The organism is Ancylobacter terrae (assembly GCF_045108345.1).
In the GTDB taxonomy this organism is placed as follows: domain Bacteria; phylum Pseudomonadota; class Alphaproteobacteria; order Rhizobiales; family Xanthobacteraceae; genus Ancylobacter.
Window position 1 is genome coordinate 190,936 of sequence record NZ_JBJGXH010000002.1, and the last position, 20,926, is coordinate 211,861.

Sequence of the window (20,926 nt, forward strand, 5' to 3'; positions counted from 1 at the left end):
TACCGCAGCTAAATCGCGATGGCTTCGGGCCGATCGCTAGAATGCCGTTCTGGCGTCGTTTTCCGCCGTGGGGAGAGCCGTCGCCGGCCGGCGCGATCCGCACAGAGAGCCTGGGAACGGATCGGTTGCGCCGCAGCGACCGACGAGATCGGCAGCGTTTCCGGTCATATCAATCAGGTCGTGAATTCAAGGCCGGCCTGGTGGAGCTGAGGGGAATCGAACCCCTGACCTCTGCAGTGCGATTGCAGCGCTCTCCCATCTGAGCTACAGCCCCGGCCGTCAGGCTGGGCCTTTTACGGTCGCGCCAACGGAAATGTCAAGCACGCGAACCACTGTTGTCCGGGGACGGGGGTTGCCGCTGTGCGGCGGGCAGATTAAGCATCTCGCGCTCTTCCCTCCCGCGCCGGTCGAGGCCTGCGATGCTGTCGCTGCTCTGGTTGATTGATACGCTGATCACCCTCTACGTCTGGATTCTCATCGCCTCCGCCGTGCTGTCCTGGCTCGTCGCGTTCAACGTCGTCAATCCGCACAACCAGTTCGTGCGCGGCGTTGGCGAATTCCTGTGGCGGGTCACCGAGCCCGTCCTGGCTCCCATCCGCCGCCTGCTGCCCAATCTCGGCGGCATCGACGTCTCGCCGGTGATTCTCATCCTCGGCCTCTATTTCATCCGGCAGCTGCTGTTCGAGTATCTTGCGTGACGCCACGCCCCTGGCGCGCGGCCGCCGGTGGCGTCGAGCTGCAGCTGCGGGTGACGCCCCGCGGCGGACGTGATGCCATCGACGGGCTAGCGGTTCTGAGCGACGGTCGCATGGTGGTGAAGGCACGGGTGAGTGCGGTGGCCGAGGACGGCAAAGCGAATGCGGCCCTCGTTCGCCTTATCGCCGAGGCGGCCGGCGTGGCCACCTCGCGCGTCGACGTCATCCGCGGCCACACCGCGCGGCTCAAAACCGTCCATATCGAAGGCGACAGCGGTACCCTTCTCGCCCGCATGGAGGAGATAGATCAGGGCGCATAGGCACGAGCCGAAAGGTCGGGCTCGTGCCGGCGCGCCATCAGCTCACGCCGGCGGCTTGCAGGTCCCGAAAACCGTCAGAACCGTATCGTGATCGACGGTGGTGAAGCTGAGGTCGGAAGCGCTTCGCGACGTCTGCAGCACCCACCCGATCGAACCGTCGACGCCCTGCGCGATCAGCGCGTCGCCCGCCGCGGCCAGCGAATTGATGCTCGACACATGCGGCAACCCGCTCGGGCTGGTCGCCGCCAGCAATTGGCGCGGGAAGTCGACCAGCATCTGGGCGGGAAGCGGGATGTCGCCGAACGTCTTGCTCGGCGAACACCCTTTCGCCGGCTCGCAGATGAACGCCGTCGTCAGCGTGCAGGCCAGCGGCCCGGGCAGCGCCGGGGTGGCGGCCTCGGGCTCGGGGGCGGACGGCGGGGCCTGCGCTCCGGCGGCGAGGGGAGCGCCGAGAACCGCTGCGAGGGCGACCGCGAAAACAGCGCGGCGGCGCGGCGTCGGGAATGAGGCTCGCATGATGGCTCCGCGATCAATAGGGAACAGGCGTGCGGCAGGGCGGGTAAGGCGGCGCCCCACAATAGCCGGGGCCGTAGACCGGCGGCGGCGGATAGGCCGGGCGGGCATAGACCGGCGGCGGATAATAGTACGGCCGATAATAGTGCCGCTGCGAGGCGGTGACGGCAGAGCCGATCACCGCGCCGGCCACGAGACCGCCGATGATCGCGCCGGCATCATTGGCGCGGGCCGTCTGCGGGGGCACCAGAAGAGCCGCCACCAGCGACCCCGTCGCCAGCACGCTCGCCAGATGCGATGTGAATACCCTCTTCATCCATCCTCCAACGGCACGAGCCGCGCCGATTCGCCGCCGCGCGAGTGTGAAGCGGCTCTCTCAGCCGTTCCAGCCAAAAGCCATCTTCTCCAGCGCCCGCCCACCGAAGGTTTCGGAGGAGCGCGCCACCGCGGCGCCGCCCAGAGCGCGATAGAAGCCGATCGCCGGCTCGTTGTCGGCCAGCGCCCAGACCGCCAGCCCCTCGAAGCCGGCGCCGACCAGATCCTTGCGGACGTCCCGGAACAGACGCCGGCCGAGGCCCAGGCCCTGATATTCCGGCTTGAGATAGAGTTCATAGATCTCCCCCTCATAGGGGAGGCTGCGCGCCCGGTTGCGGCCGTAATTGGCGTAGCCGGCAATGTCGTCCCCGAAGGTGAGCACGATGACCCGGCTGCCTCGCCGCAAGGCGGACTGCCACCACACCGGCCCCCGCCGGCTGATCATCTTCTCAAGCTCGGCACCCGGGATGAGGCCGCGATAGGCGGAACGCCATGACGCATCGTGGATCGCGGCAATGTCCACCGAATCCGAGGGGCGTGCCCGACGTGTCTCAATCAGAAGCGTGCTCATCGCACCTATGGGAGCAAAGCCGGCGAATCCGATCAAGTGCTTAGTTTATGGGCGATCGCTCATTATGCGGAGCCGTGCCCGGATGGACACGGCTTCATGTCGCAATCGCCCGAGGCGGCAGGGTCAATGCGTTGACACGCAACGAGTTTGAACACGCGGACCGCGACCGCGCGTTCATTCCCCCGCCGAACGGCGCACTCAGACGCCTTCGGCTTCCTTGCGCCGTTCCTCGCGCTTGCGCTCGTTGGGATCAAGCAGCCGCTTTCGGAGGCGAATCGATTTCGGCGTGACCTCGACCAGCTCGTCGTCCTGGATCCAGGCCAGCGCGCGCTCCAGCGTCATGCGGATCGGCGGCGTGAGGCGCACCGCTTCATCCTTGGACGTGGTGCGGATGTTGGTGAGCTTCTTGCCCTTGAGGACGTTCACCTCGAGGTCGTTGTCGCGCGTGTGCACGCCGACCAGCATGCCCTGATAGACCTTCCAGCCCGGCTCGATCATCATCGGGCCGCGATCCTCGAGGTTCCACAGCGCATAGGCCACCGCCTCGCCCGCCTCGTTGGCGATCAGCACGCCATTGGTGCGGCCGGCGATCTCGCCCTTGTAGGGCGCGTATTCGTGGAACAGCCGGTTCATGATCGCCGTGCCGCGCGTGTCGGTCAGCAGTTCCGACTGGTAGCCGATCAGGCCGCGCGTGGGGGCGTAGAAGACCAGCCGCTGCCGGTTGCCGCCGGAGGGCTTCATCTCGACCATCTCGGCACGGCGCTCGCTCATCTTCTGGACGACCGTGCCGGAATATTCCTCGTCGACGTCGATCAGCACTTCCTCGATCGGCTCGAGGGTCTCGCCCGTGGTCTCGTCCTTGGTGAACACCACGCGGGGGCGGGAGACGGCGATCTCGAAGCCCTCGCGGCGCATGGTCTCGATCAGCACCGCGAGCTGGAGTTCGCCGCGGCCGGACACGTAGAACGAATCCTTCTCCACCGACTCTTCGATCTTCAGGGCGACATTGCCCTCGGCCTCGCGCAGCAGGCGATCGCGGATGACGCGGCTCGTCACCTTGTCGCCCTCGGTACCGGCGAGCGGCGAATCGTTGACGATGAAGGTCATGGTGACGGTCGGCGGGTCGATCGGCTGCGCCTTGAGCGGCGTCTCGACCGCGAGATCGCAGAACGTATCAGCGACGGTGCCCTTCTGCAGGCCCGCAATGGCGACGATATCGCCGGCGACGCCCTCCTCGATCGGCTGGCGCTCGATGCCGCGGAAGGCGAGGATCTTGGAAATGCGGCCCTGCTCAACCAGCGAGCCGTCCTGGGCGAGCACCTTGACCGACTGGTTGGGCTTGATCGAGCCGGAGGTGATGCGCCCGGTGATCATCCGCCCGAGGAACGGATTGGCTTCGAGCAGCGTGCCGATCATCTTGAACGGCGCCTCTTCGACGGTCGGTTCCGGCACATGCTTCAGCACCAGGTCGAACAGCGGGGCCATGCCCTCGTCGCTCGGGCCTTCCGGCGAGGCGGCCATCCAGCCGCTGCGGCCCGACCCGTAGAGGATCGGGAAATCGAGCTGCTCATCGGTGGCGTCGAGGGCGGCGAAGAGGTCGAACACCTCGTTGATGACCTCGGACGGGCGGGCGTCGGAGCGATCGACCTTGTTGATGGCGACGATCGGCTTCAGCCCCACCTTCAGCGCCTTGCCGACCACGAACTTGGTCTGCGGCATCGGGCCTTCGGCGGCGTCGACCAGAACGATGGCGCCGTCCACCATGTTGAGGATGCGCTCGACCTCGCCGCCGAAATCGGCGTGGCCCGGAGTATCCACGATGTTGATGCGGGTATCCTTCCAGACCACCGAGGTGGCCTTGGCGAGGATGGTGATGCCGCGCTCTTTTTCGAGGTCGTTCGAATCCATCACCCGCTCCGCCACGCGCTGGTTCTCGCGATAGGAGCCGGACTGCTTGAGCAACTCGTCCACCAGCGTGGTCTTGCCGTGGTCGACGTGGGCGATGATGGCGATATTGCGCAGCTTCATAAGGATCAAACACCAAAAAGCGGGCCCGATGTGACTTCGGACCCGCACCAGATTTTGCGGCGCACTATACTCGGAACGCCCCCGAGATCAACGCCGGCCGTTCAGAGCTGGCGCAGCGACCAGATTCGCCGGATTTGATCGAGGGCCAGCACCTCACCCTTCTCGGTCCGCAGCCAGGCGATCTCGCGATCGGCGGGACGCTGCGTCATCGCAAAGGTGACGGCATCGTCGACGGTTTCGAATTCGTAGCTGTCCGGCCATTCGTCCGGCGCGTCGACGGAATGCGAGGCCGGCCAGTACTGCAGGCGGACGGGGGATTGTGCCGTGTTCATGGAACGTCTCCCGGGTTCGGCGGGCGATCGCCCGCGCCTCGTTGTCCGGCGCGCGTCAGGCGCCGGGGCAATCCGGAAACGAACTTCCGGCGATTTGGTTCCGCCGACAGGCGCCGGCGCTTCCCGGCCTTTTCGCAATCGCACCGCCGGCTTCCTGCTATGATCGCGGTGTCTGCATCGCGGGAGGATGGCATGAACCCACCCAAACGGCCGGAGACGGCTCCAGACGAATCCATCGGCCAAGCCGCCATCGACGAGGCGCTGGAGGACAGTTTTCCGGCCAGCGACCCGCCGGCGTTCACCGTGACCACCGGCGTGGGCGATGCCGTGGACGCGCCGGCTGCCGGGGAGGAAAACGCGGCTCCCGACGAGGCCGACATCGACGAGGCGCTGGACGAAAGCTTTCCGGCCAGCGACCCGCCCTCCTTCACCGGCATTACCGGCGAAAAGAAGCACGGCGCGTGAGCCCTGCCGTCAGGCTGGCCTGGTCCCTGTGAAAGGCCCGAACCGGCCCTCGGGCCGGGCGGCGCGCAGCATCATCATCTCGCCGATGTTCTCGGCCGTCAGCAGCCCGACCAGCCGCCTCTCCCCGTCGAGCACACCCACCGCCGGCGCCGACGTCTCGCTCATCAGCTTTAGCGCGGCATCGAGCGGCGAGCGTGCGGCGACCGTCGGCACGTCCGGCGCCATGGCCTCCAGCACGGACGCATCCGGCCCGCTCTGCTGCAACGCCCGGATCATGGCATCGCGGGTGAGCACGCCGCGCAGATGAGCGGCCCCGTCGACGACGGGGAATTCCTTCTGCGTGGTGCGGATCAACACTTCCGCCGCCTCGCCGACGCTCGCCTGCGGCGAAAGACTCTCGAAATGGGTGATCATCGCGTCCTGGACCAGAAGCCCGCGCGCCACCTGCCGCATCTGCACGTGGTTCGCCTCCCCCGAGGCGGCCATGAACACGAAGACGGCAATGATGATCAGCATCGGATTGCCCAGTATGCCGAGGAAGCCGAGGCCGATGGCCAGCGCCTGCCCGATCGAGGCCGCGGCCTGCGTCGCCCGCGCGTGCCCCATCTGCATGGCGAGCAGCGCCCGCAGCACGCGTCCGCCATCCATCGGGAAGGCGGGGATGAGGTTGAACACGACGAGGAAGATATTGGCGCCGGCAAGCTTGGCCAGCAGGCTCACCTGCGGATTCTCGATGTCCTGCAGATGCTCGACGCCGGTCGTGCCGCCGAGCACCAGCATCAGCGCCAGCGCGATGACGACATTCACCGCCGGCCCGGCGATCGCCACGACGAGTTCCTCGGAGGGCTTCTCCGGGATGCGGTCGAGGCTGGCGATCCCGCCGAACGGCCAGAGCGTCACGTCGGAGGTCTTCACGCCGTAGCGTCGCGCGGCGAAGACATGGCCGAATTCGTGCAGCAGCACGCACAGGAACAAGAGCGCGACGAAGGCGACGCCCTCCCACGCGGCGCCCGCGCCACCGCGCTGGTAGTAGGCCACCCAGATCCAGATCAGGAAAAGCAGGAAGGTGACGTGGATGCGAACCGCCGTGCCTTGGACATGCGCGACGGTGAGCGACCAGGGCATGGGAAACTCCTCGGGCGGGGCGGCTATCCACCATAGGCGGGCGGCCCCGCGCCCGACAAGCGACCAGCCCTCCGCCACGGTCGCCGCCGATCGCTGGGAACCCGGCGGGCACCAGCGGGTTGCCTCCCCAGCAAACAGGAGAGCCGATGATGACCACCGAGACCGACGCCGTCGACCGCATCTGGGAGATGATGGCCGACATCCGCATCTGCATGCTGGTCACCCGCGAGGGGGAGACGCTGCGCGCCCGCCCGATGGACGCGCATCCCTCGCGCGAGGAAGGCTGTGTCTGGTTCCTCTCCGATCGGCGCGGCCACAAGGACGACGAGCTTCACCGCGACCCGCAGGCCGCGCTCGCCTTCGCCCATCCCGGCCGCAACGATTACCTCTCGGTGTCGGGACAGGCCGAAGTGTCGGACGACCGTGCCAAGATCGATGAGCTGTGGAGCGACATGAACAAGGCGTTCTGGCCGGAAGGCAAGACCGACCCGAACATCTGCGTCGTCCGCTTCCTGCCCGAGAGCGCCGAATATTGGGATGGCCCGTCGAGCTCGATCGGCGTCGCGCTGCGGATGGTGGCAGCGCGCATCACCGGCAAGCCGACCGATCTGGGCGAGAACCGGAAGGCCAGCCTGTCGTGATGAACCGTTGACGGAGCCGAATCCGTCATCCCGCGCACGGCAAGAGGCCGAAGGTGAGCGGGATGACGGATGGCGGGACGGCAGAGCCTACCCTGCAATCTTCCGCGCGCGATTGCCGAGCGTGCGCAGGCGCAGCGCGTTCAGCTTGATGAAGCCGGCGGCGTCGCGGTGATCGTAGGCGACCGCGCCTTCCTCGAAGGTGACGAGGTCTTGGTTGTACAGGGAATACGGGCTTTCGCGCCCGACCACGGTGGCGTTGCCCTTGTAGAGCTTGAGCCGGACCGTGCCGGTGACCAGTTCCTGGCTCTTGTCGATCAGCGCCTGCAGCATTTCGCGCTCCGGCGAGAACCAGAAGCCGTTATAGATCAGCTCGGCATAGCGCGGCACGATGTCGTCCTTCAGGTGGGCCGCGCCGCGGTCGAGCGTGATGCTCTCGATGCCGCGATGCGCCGCCAGCAGGATGGTGCCGCCGGGCGTCTCGTAGACACCGCGCGACTTCATGCCGACGAAGCGGTTCTCGACCAGGTCGAGCCGGCCGATGCCGTTCTCCTTGCCGAGCTGGTTCAGCCGGGTGAGCAGGCTGGCCGGCGAGAGCGCCTCGCCGTCGATGGAGACCGCATCGCCCTTCTCGAAGCCGATGGTGATGATGGTCGCCTTGTCGGGCGCGTCCTCGGGGGCGATGGTGCGCATATAGACCATCTCTGGCGCCTCGATGGCCGGGTCTTCCAGCACCTTACCCTCGGAAGACGAGTGCAGCAGGTTGGCGTCAACGGAAAACGGGGCTTCGCCCCTCTTGTCCTTGGCGATCGGAATCTGGTGGCTCTCGGCGAAGGCGATCAGCTGCTCGCGCGAGCGCAGGTCCCATTCGCGCCAGGGCGCGATGATCTTGATCTCCGGCTCCAGCGCGTAATAGCCGAGCTCGAAGCGCACCTGGTCGTTGCCCTTGCCGGTGGCCCCGTGGGACACGGCGTCGGCGCCGACCAGCCTCGCGATCTCGATCTGCTTCTTCGCGATCAGCGGCCGCGCGATCGAGGTGCCGAGCAGGTACTGGCCCTCATAGAGCGCGTTGGCCCGGAACATCGGGAACACGTAGTCGCGCACGAATTCCTCGCGCACGTCCTCGATGAAGATGTGCTCCGGCTTGATGCCGAGCAGTTCCGCCTTCTTGCGCGCGGGCTCCAGTTCCTCGCCCTGGCCGAGATCGGCGGTGAAGGTCACCACCTCGCAGCGATAGGTGGTCTGGAGCCATTTCAGGATGACCGACGTGTCGAGACCGCCCGAATAGGCGAGGACGACGCGCTTGATGTCGTGAGCCATGTCCGTTTCCGCGCAAGAGAGCGGGCCGAAAGCCCGTCGTTGAAAGCGCGCGGACTATAGGCAGGCGCGGGCGCGGCGCAAGCGTGTATCCACGCAGGTCTTCAGGCGATGCCCGGCGGGACGGCGGGCAGCGGAACCGGAGCCCCCGGGGCCGCCCGGCGCCAGTCGCCGGCGGTGCGGCCGGCGATCAGCCAATAGATCGCCCCGGCCGCGAGGCCGGCGATGGCCGTGTCGAGGCCGACCCGGGCGAAGGTGGTGTCGCCCGGCTCCGCGACCACCATCCAAGCGACGGCGCCGATCCCGCCGCCGGCAACGATGTGCCACCACGGCGCGCGCAGCCGGAATCCCTCGGAGACCACCACCCACGCCAGCATCGGCAGGAACGACAGCACGATGCCGATGACGTAGCCCATGCCGAAGATGATGCCGAGCAGGTAGAAGGCCGAGAACATCGGGTCGGCGCCGAGGATCATGCTGGAGACCAGCGCCGCGCCGGGCAGCAGCGTGACGCCGACGATCGCCGCCAGCAGGAAGGCGCCGAAGATGCGGAAGGCGCGGGTCCATCTCAGCCCCCGGAAGAAGGCCGCGACCGGCGCGGTACCGCCGGCCGAAAGTCCGCCGGACCATCCGTCCCCTGCGTGGGCGTCCGTTGCGCGGCCTTCCGCGCTCTCCGTCCCGTCCGCGCCCGGTCCGTTCATCCGACGCGTCCCCGCCTTGTTCAGTCGTGACCGCGCGCGGGCGGCGGCACCGATTCGATCGGCGGAGCGCCCGGACGTTGCGGTAGCGGCGGCGCTTGCGGCGGCGGCGTCTTCGGTGACCCGCGTTCGCCGCCGACCGGCAGCCAGAACCCCGCGCTCCAGCCTGCCACCGCCCAGTAGGCGAGCCCTCCGGCGAGCCCGGCCGCGAGGATGTAGAACAGGTCGTCGAACGGCACCGGCGCGTCGGCATAGGGCGCCACCACCTGCGCACCGAGCCAGGCGGAGATGGCACCGTTCGCGGTGTGGTAGATCCACGAGCGGATGGCGAAGGCTTCCGCGAACAGGATGCCGATGGTCGCCACCGCCCACATCACGAACACGACGATGGTCAGCGCCCAGGTTGCCGTCACCAGCGCGTCGAGGATGGCGAAGAGTTCGACCTCGGTCACCCCGGCCAGCAGATCACCGAGCCGCCAGTAGCCGATGATGATCACCAGCATCGAGGCGCTCATGCCGGCGAGATAACCGAACGGCACCACCACCAGCCGCAGCAGCAGGCGCAGGACGATGGCGACCGCGTCGTCCATCGGGCTATTCCGCGGCCGCGGCCATGGCGCGCAGGGCGAGGCGCTCGCGGGCGGTGAGCTTCTCGGTCTCGCTCTTGAGCTGGCCGCAGGCGGCGAGGATGTCACGCCCGCGCGGCGTGCGCACCGGGCTCGAATAGCCGGCCCGGAACACGATGTCGGAAAACTGCTCGATCGTGTCCCAGTCGGAGCACTCGTACTGCGTGCCGGGCCAGGGGTTGAACGGGATCAGGTTGATCTTGGCCGGGATGCCGGCGAGCAGCTTCACCAGCGCCTTGGCGTCGGCCGGTGAGTCGTTCACACCCTTGAGCATCACATATTCGAAGGTGATGCGCTTGGCGTTCGAGGCCGCCGGGTAGGAGCGGCAGGCATCGAGCAGCGCTTTCAGCGGGTACTTCTTGTTGATCGGCACCAGCACGTCGCGCAGATCGTCGCGCACCGCGTGCAGCGAGATGGCGAGCATCGGCCCGACCTCGCGCCCGAGCCGCTCGATCTCCGGCACGACGCCGGACGTGGAGACGGTGATGCGCCGCTTGCCGAGGCCGAGCCCCTCGCCATCCGCCAGGATCTCGATCGCCTTCGCCACGGAATCATAGGCATAGAGCGGCTCGCCCATGCCCATGAAGACGATGTTCGTCACCAGCCGGTCGCCCTCGGTCGGCAGCCCCGGCCCGACCGCGCGATCACGGCCGGGATAGTCGCCGAGCCGGTCGCGCGCCACCAGCACCTGCGCGACGATCTCGGCGCTGGTGAGGTTGCGCACCAGGCGCTGCGTGCCGGTGTGGCAGAACGAGCAGTTCAGCGTGCAGCCGACCTGGGAAGAGACGCACAGCGTGCCGCGATCGCTCTCGGGGATGTAGACCATCTCGACATCGTGCGGCTTGTCGCCGGCGATGTCGGGCGGCAGCCGCAACAGCCATTTGCGGGTGCCGTCTTCCGACACCTGCTCGACCACCGCCTCGGGGCGAGCCAGCGTGAAGTGCTCGGCGAGCTGCGCCCGCAGGCCCTTGCCGACATTGGTCATCTCGTCGAAGGAGGTGGCACCGCGCAGGTAGATCCAGTGCCACAGCTGGGCGACGCGCATGCGCACCTCGCGCGCCGGCAGGCCGATGCCGGCCAGAGCCTCGGCGAGTTCCGCGCGGTCGAGCCCGGCGAGCGAGCGGCGCGCGTCGTAAACGGTAAGAGGAGCGCCGGCCGCCGGGCGGGGCGCGCTGTCGATCAATGTCGTCATCGGTTCGATTGGCTGTGCGATGGGTCGCGTTCGAGCGGCTCATAGCACAGACCCGTGCGCAAGGCGAATGAGCCGCCCTGCGCCGAACGAGCCGCCGGTTATTTCAGCGGCACGTAGATGTCGATGACGAGGTCGTCCTGCGAGGTGGTGCGCGGGTCGGTGCGGTATTCCTCGATATAGAGGTCCTGCGCCTCGAGGTCCTTGGCGTCGAGCAGGTTGGCGATCTGCTCGTAGGTCGGGTCCATCGCGTCATAGGGGCCGCGATGGGTGAAGCGCAGCGCCTTGCCGGCGACCGAGGCGGAGAACTGGAAGCCCTCCTTCGGCTTTTCCGTGGTGACGCCGGTGAAGGGCACGGCGACCTCGAAGTCGAAGCCGGTGTCGTCGGTCGCGGTGTAGATCACCGTCGGCGGGCCGGAGGCCTTGAGGTTCAGCCGGGCGAGTTCGGCGTCGACATCCTTCAGCGCCGCGACGATCGAATTATAGCCGTCGTCCCAGTTCGACTCCCCCGCCTTCTGCAGGATCGCGCTCGGCTTCAGCTCGACGGTCTCGCCGAACCCGTCCGGCTTGCCGTCGGGGCTGGTCTGGGCTTGATCCGCCGGCGCGGCGGGATCGACCGTGAGCGGCTGCGTCTCGACACCTTTCGGATCGATCACCGGCGGCGCCGTCATCGTGTCGCCCGGCAGGGGCTCGGCGCCCTGCTGTGCACGCGCCGGAGCGATTCCCGCACCGAGCGGCGCGAGCAGGACGCAGACGAGAAGCGCCCGGAACAGCGGGCGGTGACGCAGGGAAGGCAAGGCTTTCATCGGTTCACCGGGGAACGGCGCGCGGCGCAGGAACCATGGTCTAGCATTCTCCGCGCCGGGCCGCGACGGTCATCTCGGCGCGTGCCGAGCGCTCCGACAGGTCGCCGACGGGTTGGACATCGATCAACGCACTGGCCATCGCCCCGACCATGGCCATATAAGGGCCGGCAACCCTGCCATTCCACCGAAGCCCGCGCCATGAGCACGCTCGCCAACCGTCCTTTCGTCAAGATGAACGGCCTCGGCAACGAGATCGTCGTTCTCGACCTGCGCGACAGCCCTGTGCCGGTGCCGCCGGCGGCCGCGCGTGCGCTGGCCCGGCCGGATGTGCTGCCGTTCGACCAGATCATGGCGCTCTATCCGCCGCGCGCGGGCGGCACCGACGCCTTCGTGCGCATCATCAACGCCGACGGCTCGGAGGCGGGCGCCTGCGGCAACGGCACGCGCTGCATCGCGCTTTACGAGGCGGCGCGCACCGGACGCGACCGGCTGCTGTTCGAGAGCGTCGCCGGCCTGCTCGACTGCACGGTAGGCGCCGATGGCGCGGTGACCGCCGACATGGGCGCGCCGCGCTTCGGCTGGCAGGATATCCCGCTGGCCGAACCCTTCGCCGATACCCGCGCCATCGAGCTTCAGGTCGGCCCGATCGACGCGCCGGTGCTGCATTCGCCGTCCGTGGTCAATGTCGGCAACCCGCACGCGATCTTCTGGGTGGACGATGTCGAGGCCCATGACCTCGGCCGCTTCGGCCCGCTGCTGGAAAACCACCCGCTGTTTCCCGAACGCGCCAATATCTCGCTGGCGCAGCTCGCCGGCACCGACCACCTCGTGCTCAAGGTGTGGGAGCGCGGCGCCGGGCTCACCCGCGCCTGCGGTTCCGCCGCCTGCGCGAGCGCCGTCGCGGGCGCCCGCACCGGGCGCACCTCCCGCCGCGTGCGGGTGACGCTTCCCGGCGGCGACCTTCATGTCGACTGGCGCGAGCGCGACGACCACATCCTGATGACCGGACCGGCCGAGACCGAGTTCGAAGGCCGGCTGACGGCCGGCATGCTGGGGCTGGGCGAGCCGGCCGGCGCTGCCTGATGAGCGTCGAGGTCGTCACCTTCGGATGCCGGCTCAACGCCATCGAATCCGACCGCATCCGCCGCGCCGCCACCGCCGCCGGCCTCGAGCGGACCCTGATCGTCAATTCCTGCGCGGTGACGCAAGAGGCGGTGAAGCAGGCGCGCCAGACCATCCGCCGCCTCAGGCGCGAGGATCCCTCACGCCGCATCATCGTCACCGGCTGCGCCGCGCAGACCGGCCCGGATGCCTTCGCCGCCATGGCGGAGGTCGACCGCGTCGTCGGCAATGGCGAGAAGGAACGCGCCTCCACCTGGTCCGAGGCGCGCGCGGCCTTCGACTTCGGCCTGTCCGGCGAGGCCAAGATTGCCGTCGGCGACATCATGGCCGTAAGGGCCGTCGCGCCCCAGTTTCTCGACGATGCCGAGCCGGAGCCCTTCGCCGGCCATACCCGCGCCTTCGTGCAGGTGCAGGTCGGCTGCGACCATCGCTGCACCTTCTGCATCATCCCCTATGGCCGGGGAAACGCGCGCTCCGTGCCGATGGGCGCGGTGGTCGAGGAGGTGCGCGGGCTGGTCGCGGCGGGCCATGCCGAGATCGTGCTCACCGGCGTCGACCTCACCTCCTGGGGCGCCGACCTGCCGGGCCGCCCGCATCTGGGCGCCCTCGTGCGGACGCTGCTCCGGCATGTGCCCGCCATCCGCCGGCTGCGTCTCTCCTCGATCGACGCGGTCGAGGCCGATGACGAGCTCCGCGCCGCCTTCGCCGAGGAGGAGCGCCTCATGCCGCACCTCCACCTCTCGCTCCAGTCGGGCGACGACCTGATCCTGAAGCGCATGAAGCGGCGCCACTCCCATGCCGATGCCGCGCGCTTCTGCGCGGAGATGCGACGTCTGCGGCCGGACATGGTGTTCGGCGCCGACATCATCGCCGGCTTCCCGACCGAAACCGAGGCGCAGTTCCGCCGCTCGCTCGACCTCGTCGATGCCTGCGGCCTGACGCATCTGCACGTCTTCCCCTATTCGCCGCGCCCCGGCACGCCGGCCGCCCGCATGCCGCAGGTCGCGGCCGGCACGATCCGCGAGCGCGCCCGCCGGCTGCGGGAGAAGGGGGAGACGGCCTTGCGCCGCCACCTTGCCGCCGAGGTCGGTCGCAGGCATGAGGTGCTCGCCGAACGCGGCGGCCTCGCCCGCACGCCGGGATTCACCGCCGTCAGGCTCGCACGCCCGCTCCCGCCCGGCACTCTCGGCGACGTGCGGATCGCCGGGCATGACGGCCGCCACCTGATCGCCGCGTAGAGGGACGGGCACCATGAGCGATACCGAGAACGCCCGCCCCGGCTTCTGGAAACGCCTGACGCAGGGCCTCTCCCGCACTGCGTCGGGCATCGGCCAGGGCATCAACGACCTCTTCACCAAGCGCAAGCTCGACGCCGCGACACTGGAGGACCTCGAGGACGTGCTGATCCGCGCCGATCTCGGCGTCGAGACCAGCGCCCGGATCGCCGAGGCGGTCGGCAAGGGCCGCTACGACAAGGCGGTCGATCCCGACGAGGTGCGCGCCATCGTCGCCACCGAGATCGAGGCGGTGCTGGCGCCGGTCGCGCGGCCGCTGGAGTTCGATTTCGCGGCGAAGCCCTTCGTGCTGCTGATGGTGGGCGTCAACGGTTCGGGCAAGACCACGACCATCGGCAAGATCGCCGCGCAACTGCGCAGCGAGGGGCGCAAGGTGGTGCTCGCCGCGGCTGATACGTTCCGCGCCGCCGCCATCGGACAGCTGAAAGTGTGGGCCGAACGGACCGGTGCCGCCCTCGTCGCCCGCGAGCCGGGCGCCGATGCCGCCGGCGTCGCCTTCGACGGGCTCGCCAAGGCCAAGGCGGAAGGCGCCGACGTGCTCATCGTCGACACCGCCGGCCGGCTGCAGAACCGCGCCGAGCTGATGGCCGAGCTCGAGAAGATCGTCCGCGTGCTGAAGAAGCAGGACCCCGCCGCGCCGCACGCCGTGGTGCTGGTGCTCGACGCCACGGTCGGTCAGAACGCGCTCTCGCAGGTGGAGGCCTTCACCCGCGTCGCCGGCGTCACCGGCCTCGTCATGACCAAGCTCGATGGCACCGCGCGCGGCGGCATCCTCGTCGCTATCGCCCGCAAGCACGGCCTGCCGGTCCATCTGATCGGCGTCGGAGAGGGCATCGACGATCTCCAGCCCTTCGCCGCGCGCGATTTCGCCCGCGCCGTCGTGGGGCTCGAAAAGTGAACGCGGCGGTTGCGGACGGCGCCGGCCGCCTTGATCCCGCCGCCTCCGCGCGGCACTAAGGCCCGGCACACTGGAAAGACGCCGCGATGACCGAGATCACTTCCGCGCCCCCCGCTCCCGCGCGCACGATGAATCCCTTCCTGAAGTTCGCGCTCGAAATGGGTCCGCTGGCGGTGTTCTTCATCGCCAATGGGCGGGCCGGCATCTACGCCGCGACCGGCGCCTTCATGGTGGCGACGCTGCTGGCCCTCATCGCGATGTGGGTGATCGCCCGGAAGATCGCGGTGATGCCCCTGGTCTCCGCGGCGGTGGTGCTGGTGTTCGGCACGCTGACCATCGTCCTGCAGGACGACCACTTCATTAAGATCAAGCCGACCATCGTCAACGCGCTGTTCGGCGCCGCCCTGCTCGGCGGCCTCGCCTTCGGCCGGCCGCTGATGCCCTACGTGCTGGGCGACGTGTTCAAGCTCACCGACGAGGGCTGGCGCCAGCTCTCGATCCGCTGGGGCATCTTCTTCTTGGCCATGGCGGTGCTGAACGAGATCGTCTGGCGCTCGGTCTCGACCGATGCCTGGGTCGCCTTCAAAACCTTCGGCTACCTGCCGCTCACCTTCGTCTTCGCGCTCTCCCAAGCCGGGCTGCTGAACCGCTATTCGGCCGAGCCCCGCCCGGAAGCGGAAGCCGCCGAATAGCGTCCCGCGCGCTCAGGGGCAGGGATTGCCCCTGAGCTGGTGGATATGGTCGATCCGCGCCTCGATCTCCGGCGTGATCGCCACATCGACGGCCGCGATGTCGGTGGCCAGTTGTTCCATCGTCGTGGCGCCGATGATCACCGAGGTCATGAACGGGCGCGACAGCGCGAAGGCGAGCGCCATCTGCGACGGATCGAGACCCGCCTCCCGCGCCAGCGCCAGATAATCGTCGATCGCCGCCTCCGTGCCGGGAGTCTCGTAGCGCTGGCCGCGGTTGAACAGGGTCGTCCGGGCGCCGGCCGGCCGCGCGCCGCGCTGGTACTTGCCGGTCAGATAACCCTGCGCCAGCACCGAATAGGCGAGCAGCCCGACATCCTCGCGCAGGCTCACCTCGGCCAGCGCCGTCTCGTAGGTCCGGTTGAGCAGGCTGTAGGCGTTCTGGATCGAGGCGAGCCGCGGGCCGCCGGTGCGCTCCGCCTCGGCGAGCCAGCGCATGACGCCCCAGGCGCTCTCGTTGGAGACGCCGACATGGCGCACCTTGCCCTCGGCCACCAGTTCGGCGAACACCTCCAGCGTCTCGGCGATGGCGACGCCCTCGCCCTCGACACTCCTCCATCGCGTCGGGTTGGCGCCCCATTGCATCGGCCGGCCGGGCCAGTGCAGCTGGTAGAGGTCGATATAGTCGGTCTGGAGCCGCCGCAGGCTCTTCTCCACCGCCTCGCGCACCTGCGCGCGGTCCGGGCGACCCGGCGCGCCGTCGTCGCGGAACCATGTCATCTCGGTGAGCCCGACCACCTTGGTGGCGAGGATCACCTTGTCGCGGTTGCCGCGTGCCTTGAGCCAGGTGCCGATGATGCGTTCGGTCGAGCCCGTCGTCTCCGGCCGCGGCGGGATCGAATAGAGTTCGGCGGTGTCGAGGAAATTGATGCCGTGGTCGAGCGCATAGTCGAGTTGCGCATGGCCCTCGGCCTCGCTGTTCTGCTGGCCATAGGTCATGGTGCCGAGGCAGATCGTGCTCACATCGAGCCCGGTCCGCCCGAGGGGACGGTACTTCATGGCGGGAGATGTCCGGTAATTCGGAAGCGGGATGGGGTTGGAAGCCGTAGATAATCCCGCGCGCCCTCGCCGTGAAGCCCTCAGCCGCCCGGCTTCGCGCCGCCCTTGAGACCCGCCAGCCAGACCTCCACCGCCGGCAGCATGCGGGCGACGATGACGTCGACGCCCGCGGCGGTCGGGTGGATGCCGTCCGGCTGGTTCAGCTTCGCCTGCCCGGCGACGCCGTCGAGGAAGAAGGGGTAGAGCGCCACGCCCGCCGCGGCGGCGAGATCGGGATAGATGGCGTCGAAGCGACCGGCATAGGCGGCGCCGAGATTGGGCGGCGCCCGCATCCCCGCCAGCAGCACCGGGATGCCGCGTGCCTTGAGCCGCGCCAGCGCGTCGGCGAGCGCCTGTTTGGTGATCGCAGGGTCGATGCCCCGCAGCGCGTCATTCGCCCCGAGCTCGAGGATCACGCCCTGCGTGCCGTCCGGCACCGACCAGTCGATCCGCGCGAGACCCGCACTGGCCGTATCGCCGGAAACGCCGGCATTCTCGATCAAAACATCGTGTCCGCGCGCCTTCAGCGCCTGTTGCAGCTTCACCGGAAAGGCCGCATCGGCGGGAAGCCCGTATCCCGCTGTAAGGCTGTCGCCCAAGGCAACGAGCCGGAGCGGCTCGGCCCGTGCCGGCTCGGCAATGGCGAGGGCGGCAAGGGGTATCGTCGCGATCAGCACGGCGAGGGCCCCCTTTCGCAGCCGCAGCACGGCGCCATATGGTGCCGAACGCAGCGTCCGGTATAGGGATCGAACCACAGGCATGCAGGCAAGCTCCACGATCGGCTCCGTCGATTCCGCATCCGCCCCGGCCATCATCCGCCTCGACAGGGTCGAACTCTCGCTCGGCAGCGGCGCGGCGCGGGTGCACATCCTCAAGGGCATAACGCTGAATATGGCGCAGGGCGAGGCGGTCGGGCTGATCGGCCCCTCGGGATCGGGCAAGTCCAGCCTGCTGATGGTGCTCGCCGGGCTGGAAAGGGCGGATTCCGGCTCGGTCGAGGTGGCGGGCGCGGAGCTGACGCGCCTCAACGAGGACGCCCTCGCCCGTTTCCGCGGCCGCCATGTCGGCATCGTGTTCCAGGCCTTCCACCTCATCCCCACCATGACCGCGCTGGAGAACGTCGCCGTGCCGCTCGAACTCGCCGGCCGCGCCGATGCCTTCGAGCGGGCCGCCGCCGAGCTCGACGCGGTCGGCCTCGGTCACCGCCACGGCCATTACCCCGCGCAGCTTTCCGGCGGCGAGCAGCAGCGCGTCGCGGTCGCCCGCGCGCTGGCGCCCGAGCCGCCGATCCTCGTCGCCGACGAGCCCACCGGCAATCTCGACGAGGCCACCGGCCGGCAGATCATGGACCTGCTGTTCGAGACGCAGGCGAAGCGCGGCACGACGCTGGTCATCGTGACGCACGACCCCTCTCTCGCCCGGCGCTGCGACCGCACCGTCCGGCTGCGCTCCGGCCGTATCGAGGAGGAGATCGCGGCTGGCGGGACGAGCACGGCCGTGGCGGAGACCGCCTGAGATGGCGTTCGTCCCCACCCGCTCCGCCACCCGTGGCCGCACCGGTCTGCCGCTGCGCTTCGCCTTGCGCGAACTGCGCGGCGGCCTGCGCGGTTTCGGCGTCTTCCTCGCCTGCCTCGCGCTCGGCGTCGCGGCGATCGCCGGCGTCGGCGCCTTCTCGCGTTCCCTCACCGATGCGCTGGAGGCGCAGGGCGCGACCCTGCTCGGCGGCGACGCCGCCTTCACCCTCGTCCAGCGCGAGGCGACGCCGGCCGAATACACCCTGCTCGCCGCCGGCGGAAAGGTCTCGACCATCGCGACGCTGCGCGCCATGGCCCGCGCCGGCGAGGGCGACGCCCTCGTCTCGACCCTCGCCGAGGTGAAGGCGGTCGACGACGCTTATCCGCTCACCGGCGCGGTCGGGATCGAGCCTCCCGCCCCTCTCGGCGACGCGCTTGCCGCCCGCGACGGCACGTTCGGCGCGCTCGCCGATCCATTGCTGGCCGACCGGCTCGGGCTGAAGACGGGCGACGGCTTCCTGCTCGGCGACGCGCGCCTGCGGCTCACCGGGCTCATCGCCCGCGAGCCCGATGCCCTGGCCACCGGCGTCGGCTTCGGCCCGCGGCTGATCGTGTCGAAAGCCGCGCTCGACGCCTCAGGCCTCGTGCAGCCGGGCAGCCTGGTGCGCTGGCATTACCGGGTGAAGCTCACCGACCCCGCGACGCTCGCCGCCTTCGTCGACGGCGTGCGCAAGGGCGCGCCGGAGGCCGGCTTCGAGGTCCGCACCCGCGAGGCGGCGACGCCGCGGCTGGAGGACAATGTCGGCCGCTTCACGCAATATCTCACCCTGGTCGGCCTCACCGCGCTGCTGGTGGGCGGTGTCGGCGTCGCCAACGCGGTGAAGAACCATCTCGACGCCCGCCGCGCCACCATCGCCACCTACAAGACGTTGGGCGCCCCGGGGCGCACCGTCTTCGCCATCTATCTGGTCGAGATCGGGCTCATCGCCGGGCTCGGCATCGCCATCGGCCTGGCGGTTGGCAGCGCCCTGCCCTTCCTTGCCGTGTGGGGCTTCGGCGACCTGATGCCGATCGCCATCGAGCCGGCGCTGCAGCCCTCCGCTTTGCTGCTGGCGGCGGCCTATGGCTTCCTCGTCGCGCTCGCCTTCGCGCTGTGGCCGCTCGGCCTCGCCCACGACGTGCCGGTCTCGGCGCTGTTCCGCGACCGCGTCGAGGGCGGCCGGCGCCGGCCGCGCGCGCTCTATGTCGCCGCGACCCTCGCCGGCGCGGTGGCGCTCGCCGCCGTCGCCATCCTCACCTCGCAGGAAACGCGGATCGCGCTCTATTATGTCGGCGCCGCCACGGCCGTGCTGGTCGCCCTGCGCCTCGTCGCCGTCGCGGTGATGGCCATCGCCCGCCGCCTGCCGCGCCCGCGCTCGACCGTCGCGCGCCTCGCCTTGTCGAACATCCACCGCCCCGGTGCGCTCACCCCCACCGTGGTGCTCTCGCTCGGCCTCGGCCTCACCCTCCTCGTCACGCTGGCGCTGATCGACCGCAGCCTGACCCGAGAACTCACCTCCAGCCTGCCCGAGCAGGCGCCGAGCTTCTTCTTCCTCGACGTGCAGAGCAGCGAGGCGGATCGCTTCAAGGCCTATGTCGAGCAGCATGCCCCGTCCGGCACCGTCGAGATGGTGCCGATGCTGCGCGGCCGCCTCGTCCGGCTCGGCGAGACGCCGGTGGAGCAGATCACCCCGCCGGCCGAGTTCGCCTGGGTGCTCTCCTCCGACCGCGGCGTCACCTATGCGGCCAGCCTGCCGGACGGCTCCAAGCTGGTCGAGGGACCGTGGTGGGCGCCCGATTACGCCGGCCCGCCGCTGGTCTCGTTCGAGAAGCGCATCGCCGACGCCTTCGGACTCAAGATCGGCGACACCATCGCCGTCAACGTGCTGGGCCGCACCATCACCGCCACCATCGCCAATCTGCGCGAGGTGGAATGGGAGCGGCTCGCCATCAATTTCGTCATGGTGTTCTCGCCGAACACCTTCGCCGGCGCCCCGCACACCTCGCTCGCCACGCTCGCCTTTCCCGGCGGGGGCGATGCGGCGACCGAGCGCACCCTGGCGCGGGAGACCGCCCGCGCCTTTCCGGCAGTCACCATCGTGCGGGTGAAAGAAGCGCTGGCCGAGATCGGCGACCTCGTCGGCAAGCTGGTCTACGCCATACGCGGCGCCAGCCTGGTCACGCTGGTGGCGAGCATCCTCGTCCTGGCCGGGGCCTTGGCCGCGGGCCAGCACCACCGCGTCTACGACGCCGTGATCCTCAAGACGCTGGGTGCCACCCGGGCGCGGCTGCTCGCCGCCTATGCCATCGAATACGCGGCGCTGGGCCTTGCCACCGCCGTCGTCGCCATCGGCGCCGGCACGCTCGCCGCCTATGTGGTGGCGACGCAGGTGATGCGCGTGGGATTCGACTGGTCGGCGGGCACGGCGCTCGGCGCGGTCGGCGTCGCGCTGGCGCTCACCGTCGGCTTCGGGCTGGTCGGCACCTGGCGGGCGCTCGGGTACAAACCCGCCCCGGTACTGAGAAACCTGTGAACGGCGCGTCAACCACGCCCGCCGAATCATACTTACGCTGCGTCAATTCTGACGCAAAGTTCACTTGCGGGCCGGTCGCGCCTTGCCCATATTTCGCGT

23 protein-coding genes and 1 tRNA gene are annotated in these 20,926 nt (G+C 69.3%); 10 read left to right on the forward strand and 14 right to left on the reverse strand.

What is annotated here, in order from left to right; translation table 11 throughout:
- Positions 1-198: 198 nt before the first annotated feature.
- Positions 199-274, reverse strand: a tRNA-Ala gene (locus tag ACEUEL_RS15145).
- Between the two features lie 145 nt (positions 275-419).
- On the opposite strand from ACEUEL_RS15145, the gene ACEUEL_RS15150 reads away from it, so the two are divergent.
- Both ACEUEL_RS15150 and ACEUEL_RS15155 read left to right on the forward strand, forming a co-directional pair.
- Positions 420-698: a YggT family protein gene (locus ACEUEL_RS15150; protein ID WP_405707104.1), complete on the forward strand. Its 279-nt coding sequence runs from the start codon at positions 420-422 to the stop codon at positions 696-698.
- Positions 695-1,015 carry a DUF167 family protein gene (locus ACEUEL_RS15155; protein ID WP_405707106.1) on the forward strand — a complete coding sequence of 107 codons (321 nt, stop codon included), beginning with the start codon at positions 695-697 and terminating at the stop codon, positions 1,013-1,015. The genes ACEUEL_RS15150 and ACEUEL_RS15155 overlap by 4 nt, the downstream gene beginning before the upstream one ends.
- Positions 1,016-1,057: 42 nt before the next feature.
- On the opposite strand, the gene ACEUEL_RS15160 is transcribed toward ACEUEL_RS15155, so the two are convergent.
- From ACEUEL_RS15160 to ACEUEL_RS15180, 5 genes are all read right to left on the reverse strand, one after another.
- Entirely contained in the window at positions 1,058-1,531 is a 474-nt protein-coding gene (locus tag ACEUEL_RS15160) for a hypothetical protein (protein ID WP_405707108.1), read from the reverse strand.
- A 13-nt stretch (positions 1,532-1,544) separates the two neighbouring features.
- Positions 1,545-1,844, reverse strand: a complete 300-nt coding sequence (locus tag ACEUEL_RS15165) for a hypothetical protein (protein WP_405707110.1) — start codon at positions 1,842-1,844, stop codon at positions 1,545-1,547.
- A 60-nt stretch (positions 1,845-1,904) separates the two neighbouring features.
- Positions 1,905-2,414 carry a GNAT family N-acetyltransferase gene (locus ACEUEL_RS15170; RefSeq protein WP_405707112.1) on the reverse strand — a complete coding sequence of 170 codons (510 nt, stop codon included), beginning with the start codon at positions 2,412-2,414 and terminating at the stop codon, positions 1,905-1,907.
- Positions 2,415-2,612: 198 nt separating this feature from the next.
- A complete protein-coding gene (gene typA, locus ACEUEL_RS15175; protein WP_405707114.1) occupies positions 2,613-4,442 on the reverse strand; it encodes a translational GTPase TypA in 1,830 nt (609 codons plus the stop codon).
- 101 nt (positions 4,443-4,543) lie between these two features.
- On the reverse strand, positions 4,544-4,774 hold the full coding sequence (locus ACEUEL_RS15180) for a hypothetical protein (protein ID WP_405707116.1): 231 nt from the start codon (positions 4,772-4,774) through the stop codon (positions 4,544-4,546).
- A 192-nt stretch (positions 4,775-4,966) separates the two neighbouring features.
- On the opposite strand from ACEUEL_RS15180, the gene ACEUEL_RS15185 reads away from it, so the two are divergent.
- Positions 4,967-5,239, forward strand: a complete 273-nt coding sequence (locus ACEUEL_RS15185) for a hypothetical protein (protein ID WP_405707118.1) — start codon at positions 4,967-4,969, stop codon at positions 5,237-5,239.
- A gap of 9 nt (positions 5,240-5,248) precedes the next feature.
- Here the strand turns inward: ACEUEL_RS15185 and ACEUEL_RS15190 are convergent, their stop codons facing one another.
- The gene (locus ACEUEL_RS15190) at positions 5,249-6,364 is read right to left on the reverse strand and encodes a site-2 protease family protein (RefSeq protein ID WP_405707119.1); all 1,116 of its coding nucleotides are present in this window, start codon (positions 6,362-6,364) and stop codon (positions 5,249-5,251) included.
- A gap of 149 nt (positions 6,365-6,513) precedes the next feature.
- Between ACEUEL_RS15190 and ACEUEL_RS15195 the strand changes: the two genes are divergently transcribed.
- The gene (locus ACEUEL_RS15195; protein WP_405707121.1) at positions 6,514-7,005 is read left to right on the forward strand and encodes a pyridoxamine 5'-phosphate oxidase family protein; all 492 of its coding nucleotides are present in this window, start codon (positions 6,514-6,516) and stop codon (positions 7,003-7,005) included.
- A gap of 87 nt (positions 7,006-7,092) precedes the next feature.
- Here ACEUEL_RS15195 and ACEUEL_RS15200 read toward each other — a convergent pair whose 3' ends face one another.
- The 5 genes from ACEUEL_RS15200 to ACEUEL_RS15220 all read right to left on the reverse strand — a co-directional run bounded on the left by ACEUEL_RS15200 (position 7,093) and on the right by ACEUEL_RS15220 (position 11,638).
- Entirely contained in the window at positions 7,093-8,322 is a 1,230-nt protein-coding gene (locus ACEUEL_RS15200) for an argininosuccinate synthase (protein ID WP_405707123.1), read from the reverse strand.
- A 101-nt stretch (positions 8,323-8,423) separates the two neighbouring features.
- The gene (locus ACEUEL_RS15205; protein WP_405707125.1) at positions 8,424-9,020 is read right to left on the reverse strand and encodes a hypothetical protein; all 597 of its coding nucleotides are present in this window, start codon (positions 9,018-9,020) and stop codon (positions 8,424-8,426) included.
- 20 nt (positions 9,021-9,040) lie between these two features.
- Positions 9,041-9,607 carry a hypothetical protein gene (locus ACEUEL_RS15210; RefSeq protein WP_405707126.1) on the reverse strand — a complete coding sequence of 189 codons (567 nt, stop codon included), beginning with the start codon at positions 9,605-9,607 and terminating at the stop codon, positions 9,041-9,043.
- 4 nt (positions 9,608-9,611) lie between these two features.
- Positions 9,612-10,835 (reverse strand): 23S rRNA (adenine(2503)-C(2))-methyltransferase RlmN, encoded by a 1,224-nt coding sequence (gene rlmN / locus ACEUEL_RS15215; RefSeq protein ID WP_405707128.1) that lies wholly within the window; start codon positions 10,833-10,835, stop codon positions 9,612-9,614.
- A 98-nt stretch (positions 10,836-10,933) separates the two neighbouring features.
- Positions 10,934-11,638, reverse strand: a complete 705-nt coding sequence (locus ACEUEL_RS15220; RefSeq protein WP_405707130.1) for a GyrI-like domain-containing protein — start codon at positions 11,636-11,638, stop codon at positions 10,934-10,936.
- Between the two features lie 198 nt (positions 11,639-11,836).
- Between ACEUEL_RS15220 and dapF the strand changes: the two genes are divergently transcribed.
- From dapF to ACEUEL_RS15240, 4 genes are all read left to right on the forward strand, one after another.
- Positions 11,837-12,721, forward strand: a complete 885-nt coding sequence (gene dapF / locus ACEUEL_RS15225; protein WP_405707132.1) for a diaminopimelate epimerase — start codon at positions 11,837-11,839, stop codon at positions 12,719-12,721.
- A complete protein-coding gene (gene mtaB / locus ACEUEL_RS15230; RefSeq protein WP_405707134.1) occupies positions 12,721-13,998 on the forward strand; it encodes a tRNA (N(6)-L-threonylcarbamoyladenosine(37)-C(2))-methylthiotransferase MtaB in 1,278 nt (425 codons plus the stop codon). Before dapF ends, mtaB begins: the two co-directional genes overlap by 1 nt.
- Positions 13,999-14,011: 13 nt before the next feature.
- Positions 14,012-14,953 carry a signal recognition particle-docking protein FtsY gene (gene ftsY / locus ACEUEL_RS15235; protein WP_405707136.1) on the forward strand — a complete coding sequence of 314 codons (942 nt, stop codon included), beginning with the start codon at positions 14,012-14,014 and terminating at the stop codon, positions 14,951-14,953.
- 86 nt (positions 14,954-15,039) lie between these two features.
- Positions 15,040-15,645 (forward strand): septation protein A, encoded by a 606-nt coding sequence (locus ACEUEL_RS15240; RefSeq protein ID WP_405707138.1) that lies wholly within the window; start codon positions 15,040-15,042, stop codon positions 15,643-15,645.
- A gap of 12 nt (positions 15,646-15,657) precedes the next feature.
- Here ACEUEL_RS15240 and ACEUEL_RS15245 read toward each other — a convergent pair whose 3' ends face one another.
- Together ACEUEL_RS15245 and ACEUEL_RS15250 are read right to left on the reverse strand one after the other, a co-directional pair.
- Positions 15,658-16,701 (reverse strand): aldo/keto reductase, encoded by a 1,044-nt coding sequence (locus ACEUEL_RS15245; RefSeq protein WP_405707140.1) that lies wholly within the window; start codon positions 16,699-16,701, stop codon positions 15,658-15,660.
- An 80-nt stretch (positions 16,702-16,781) separates the two neighbouring features.
- Positions 16,782-17,501: an arylesterase gene (locus tag ACEUEL_RS15250; protein ID WP_405707142.1), complete on the reverse strand. Its 720-nt coding sequence runs from the start codon at positions 17,499-17,501 to the stop codon at positions 16,782-16,784.
- On the opposite strand from ACEUEL_RS15250, the gene ACEUEL_RS15255 reads away from it, so the two are divergent.
- Positions 17,500-18,255, forward strand: coding sequence for an ABC transporter ATP-binding protein (locus ACEUEL_RS15255; RefSeq protein ID WP_405707144.1), 756 nt, complete (start codon positions 17,500-17,502; stop codon positions 18,253-18,255). The genes ACEUEL_RS15250 and ACEUEL_RS15255 overlap by 2 nt on opposite strands.
- Before the next feature lies 1 nt (position 18,256).
- On the forward strand, positions 18,257-20,827 hold the full coding sequence (locus ACEUEL_RS15260) for an ABC transporter permease (RefSeq protein WP_405707145.1): 2,571 nt from the start codon (positions 18,257-18,259) through the stop codon (positions 20,825-20,827).
- The last annotated feature ends 99 nt before the right edge of the window (positions 20,828-20,926 follow it).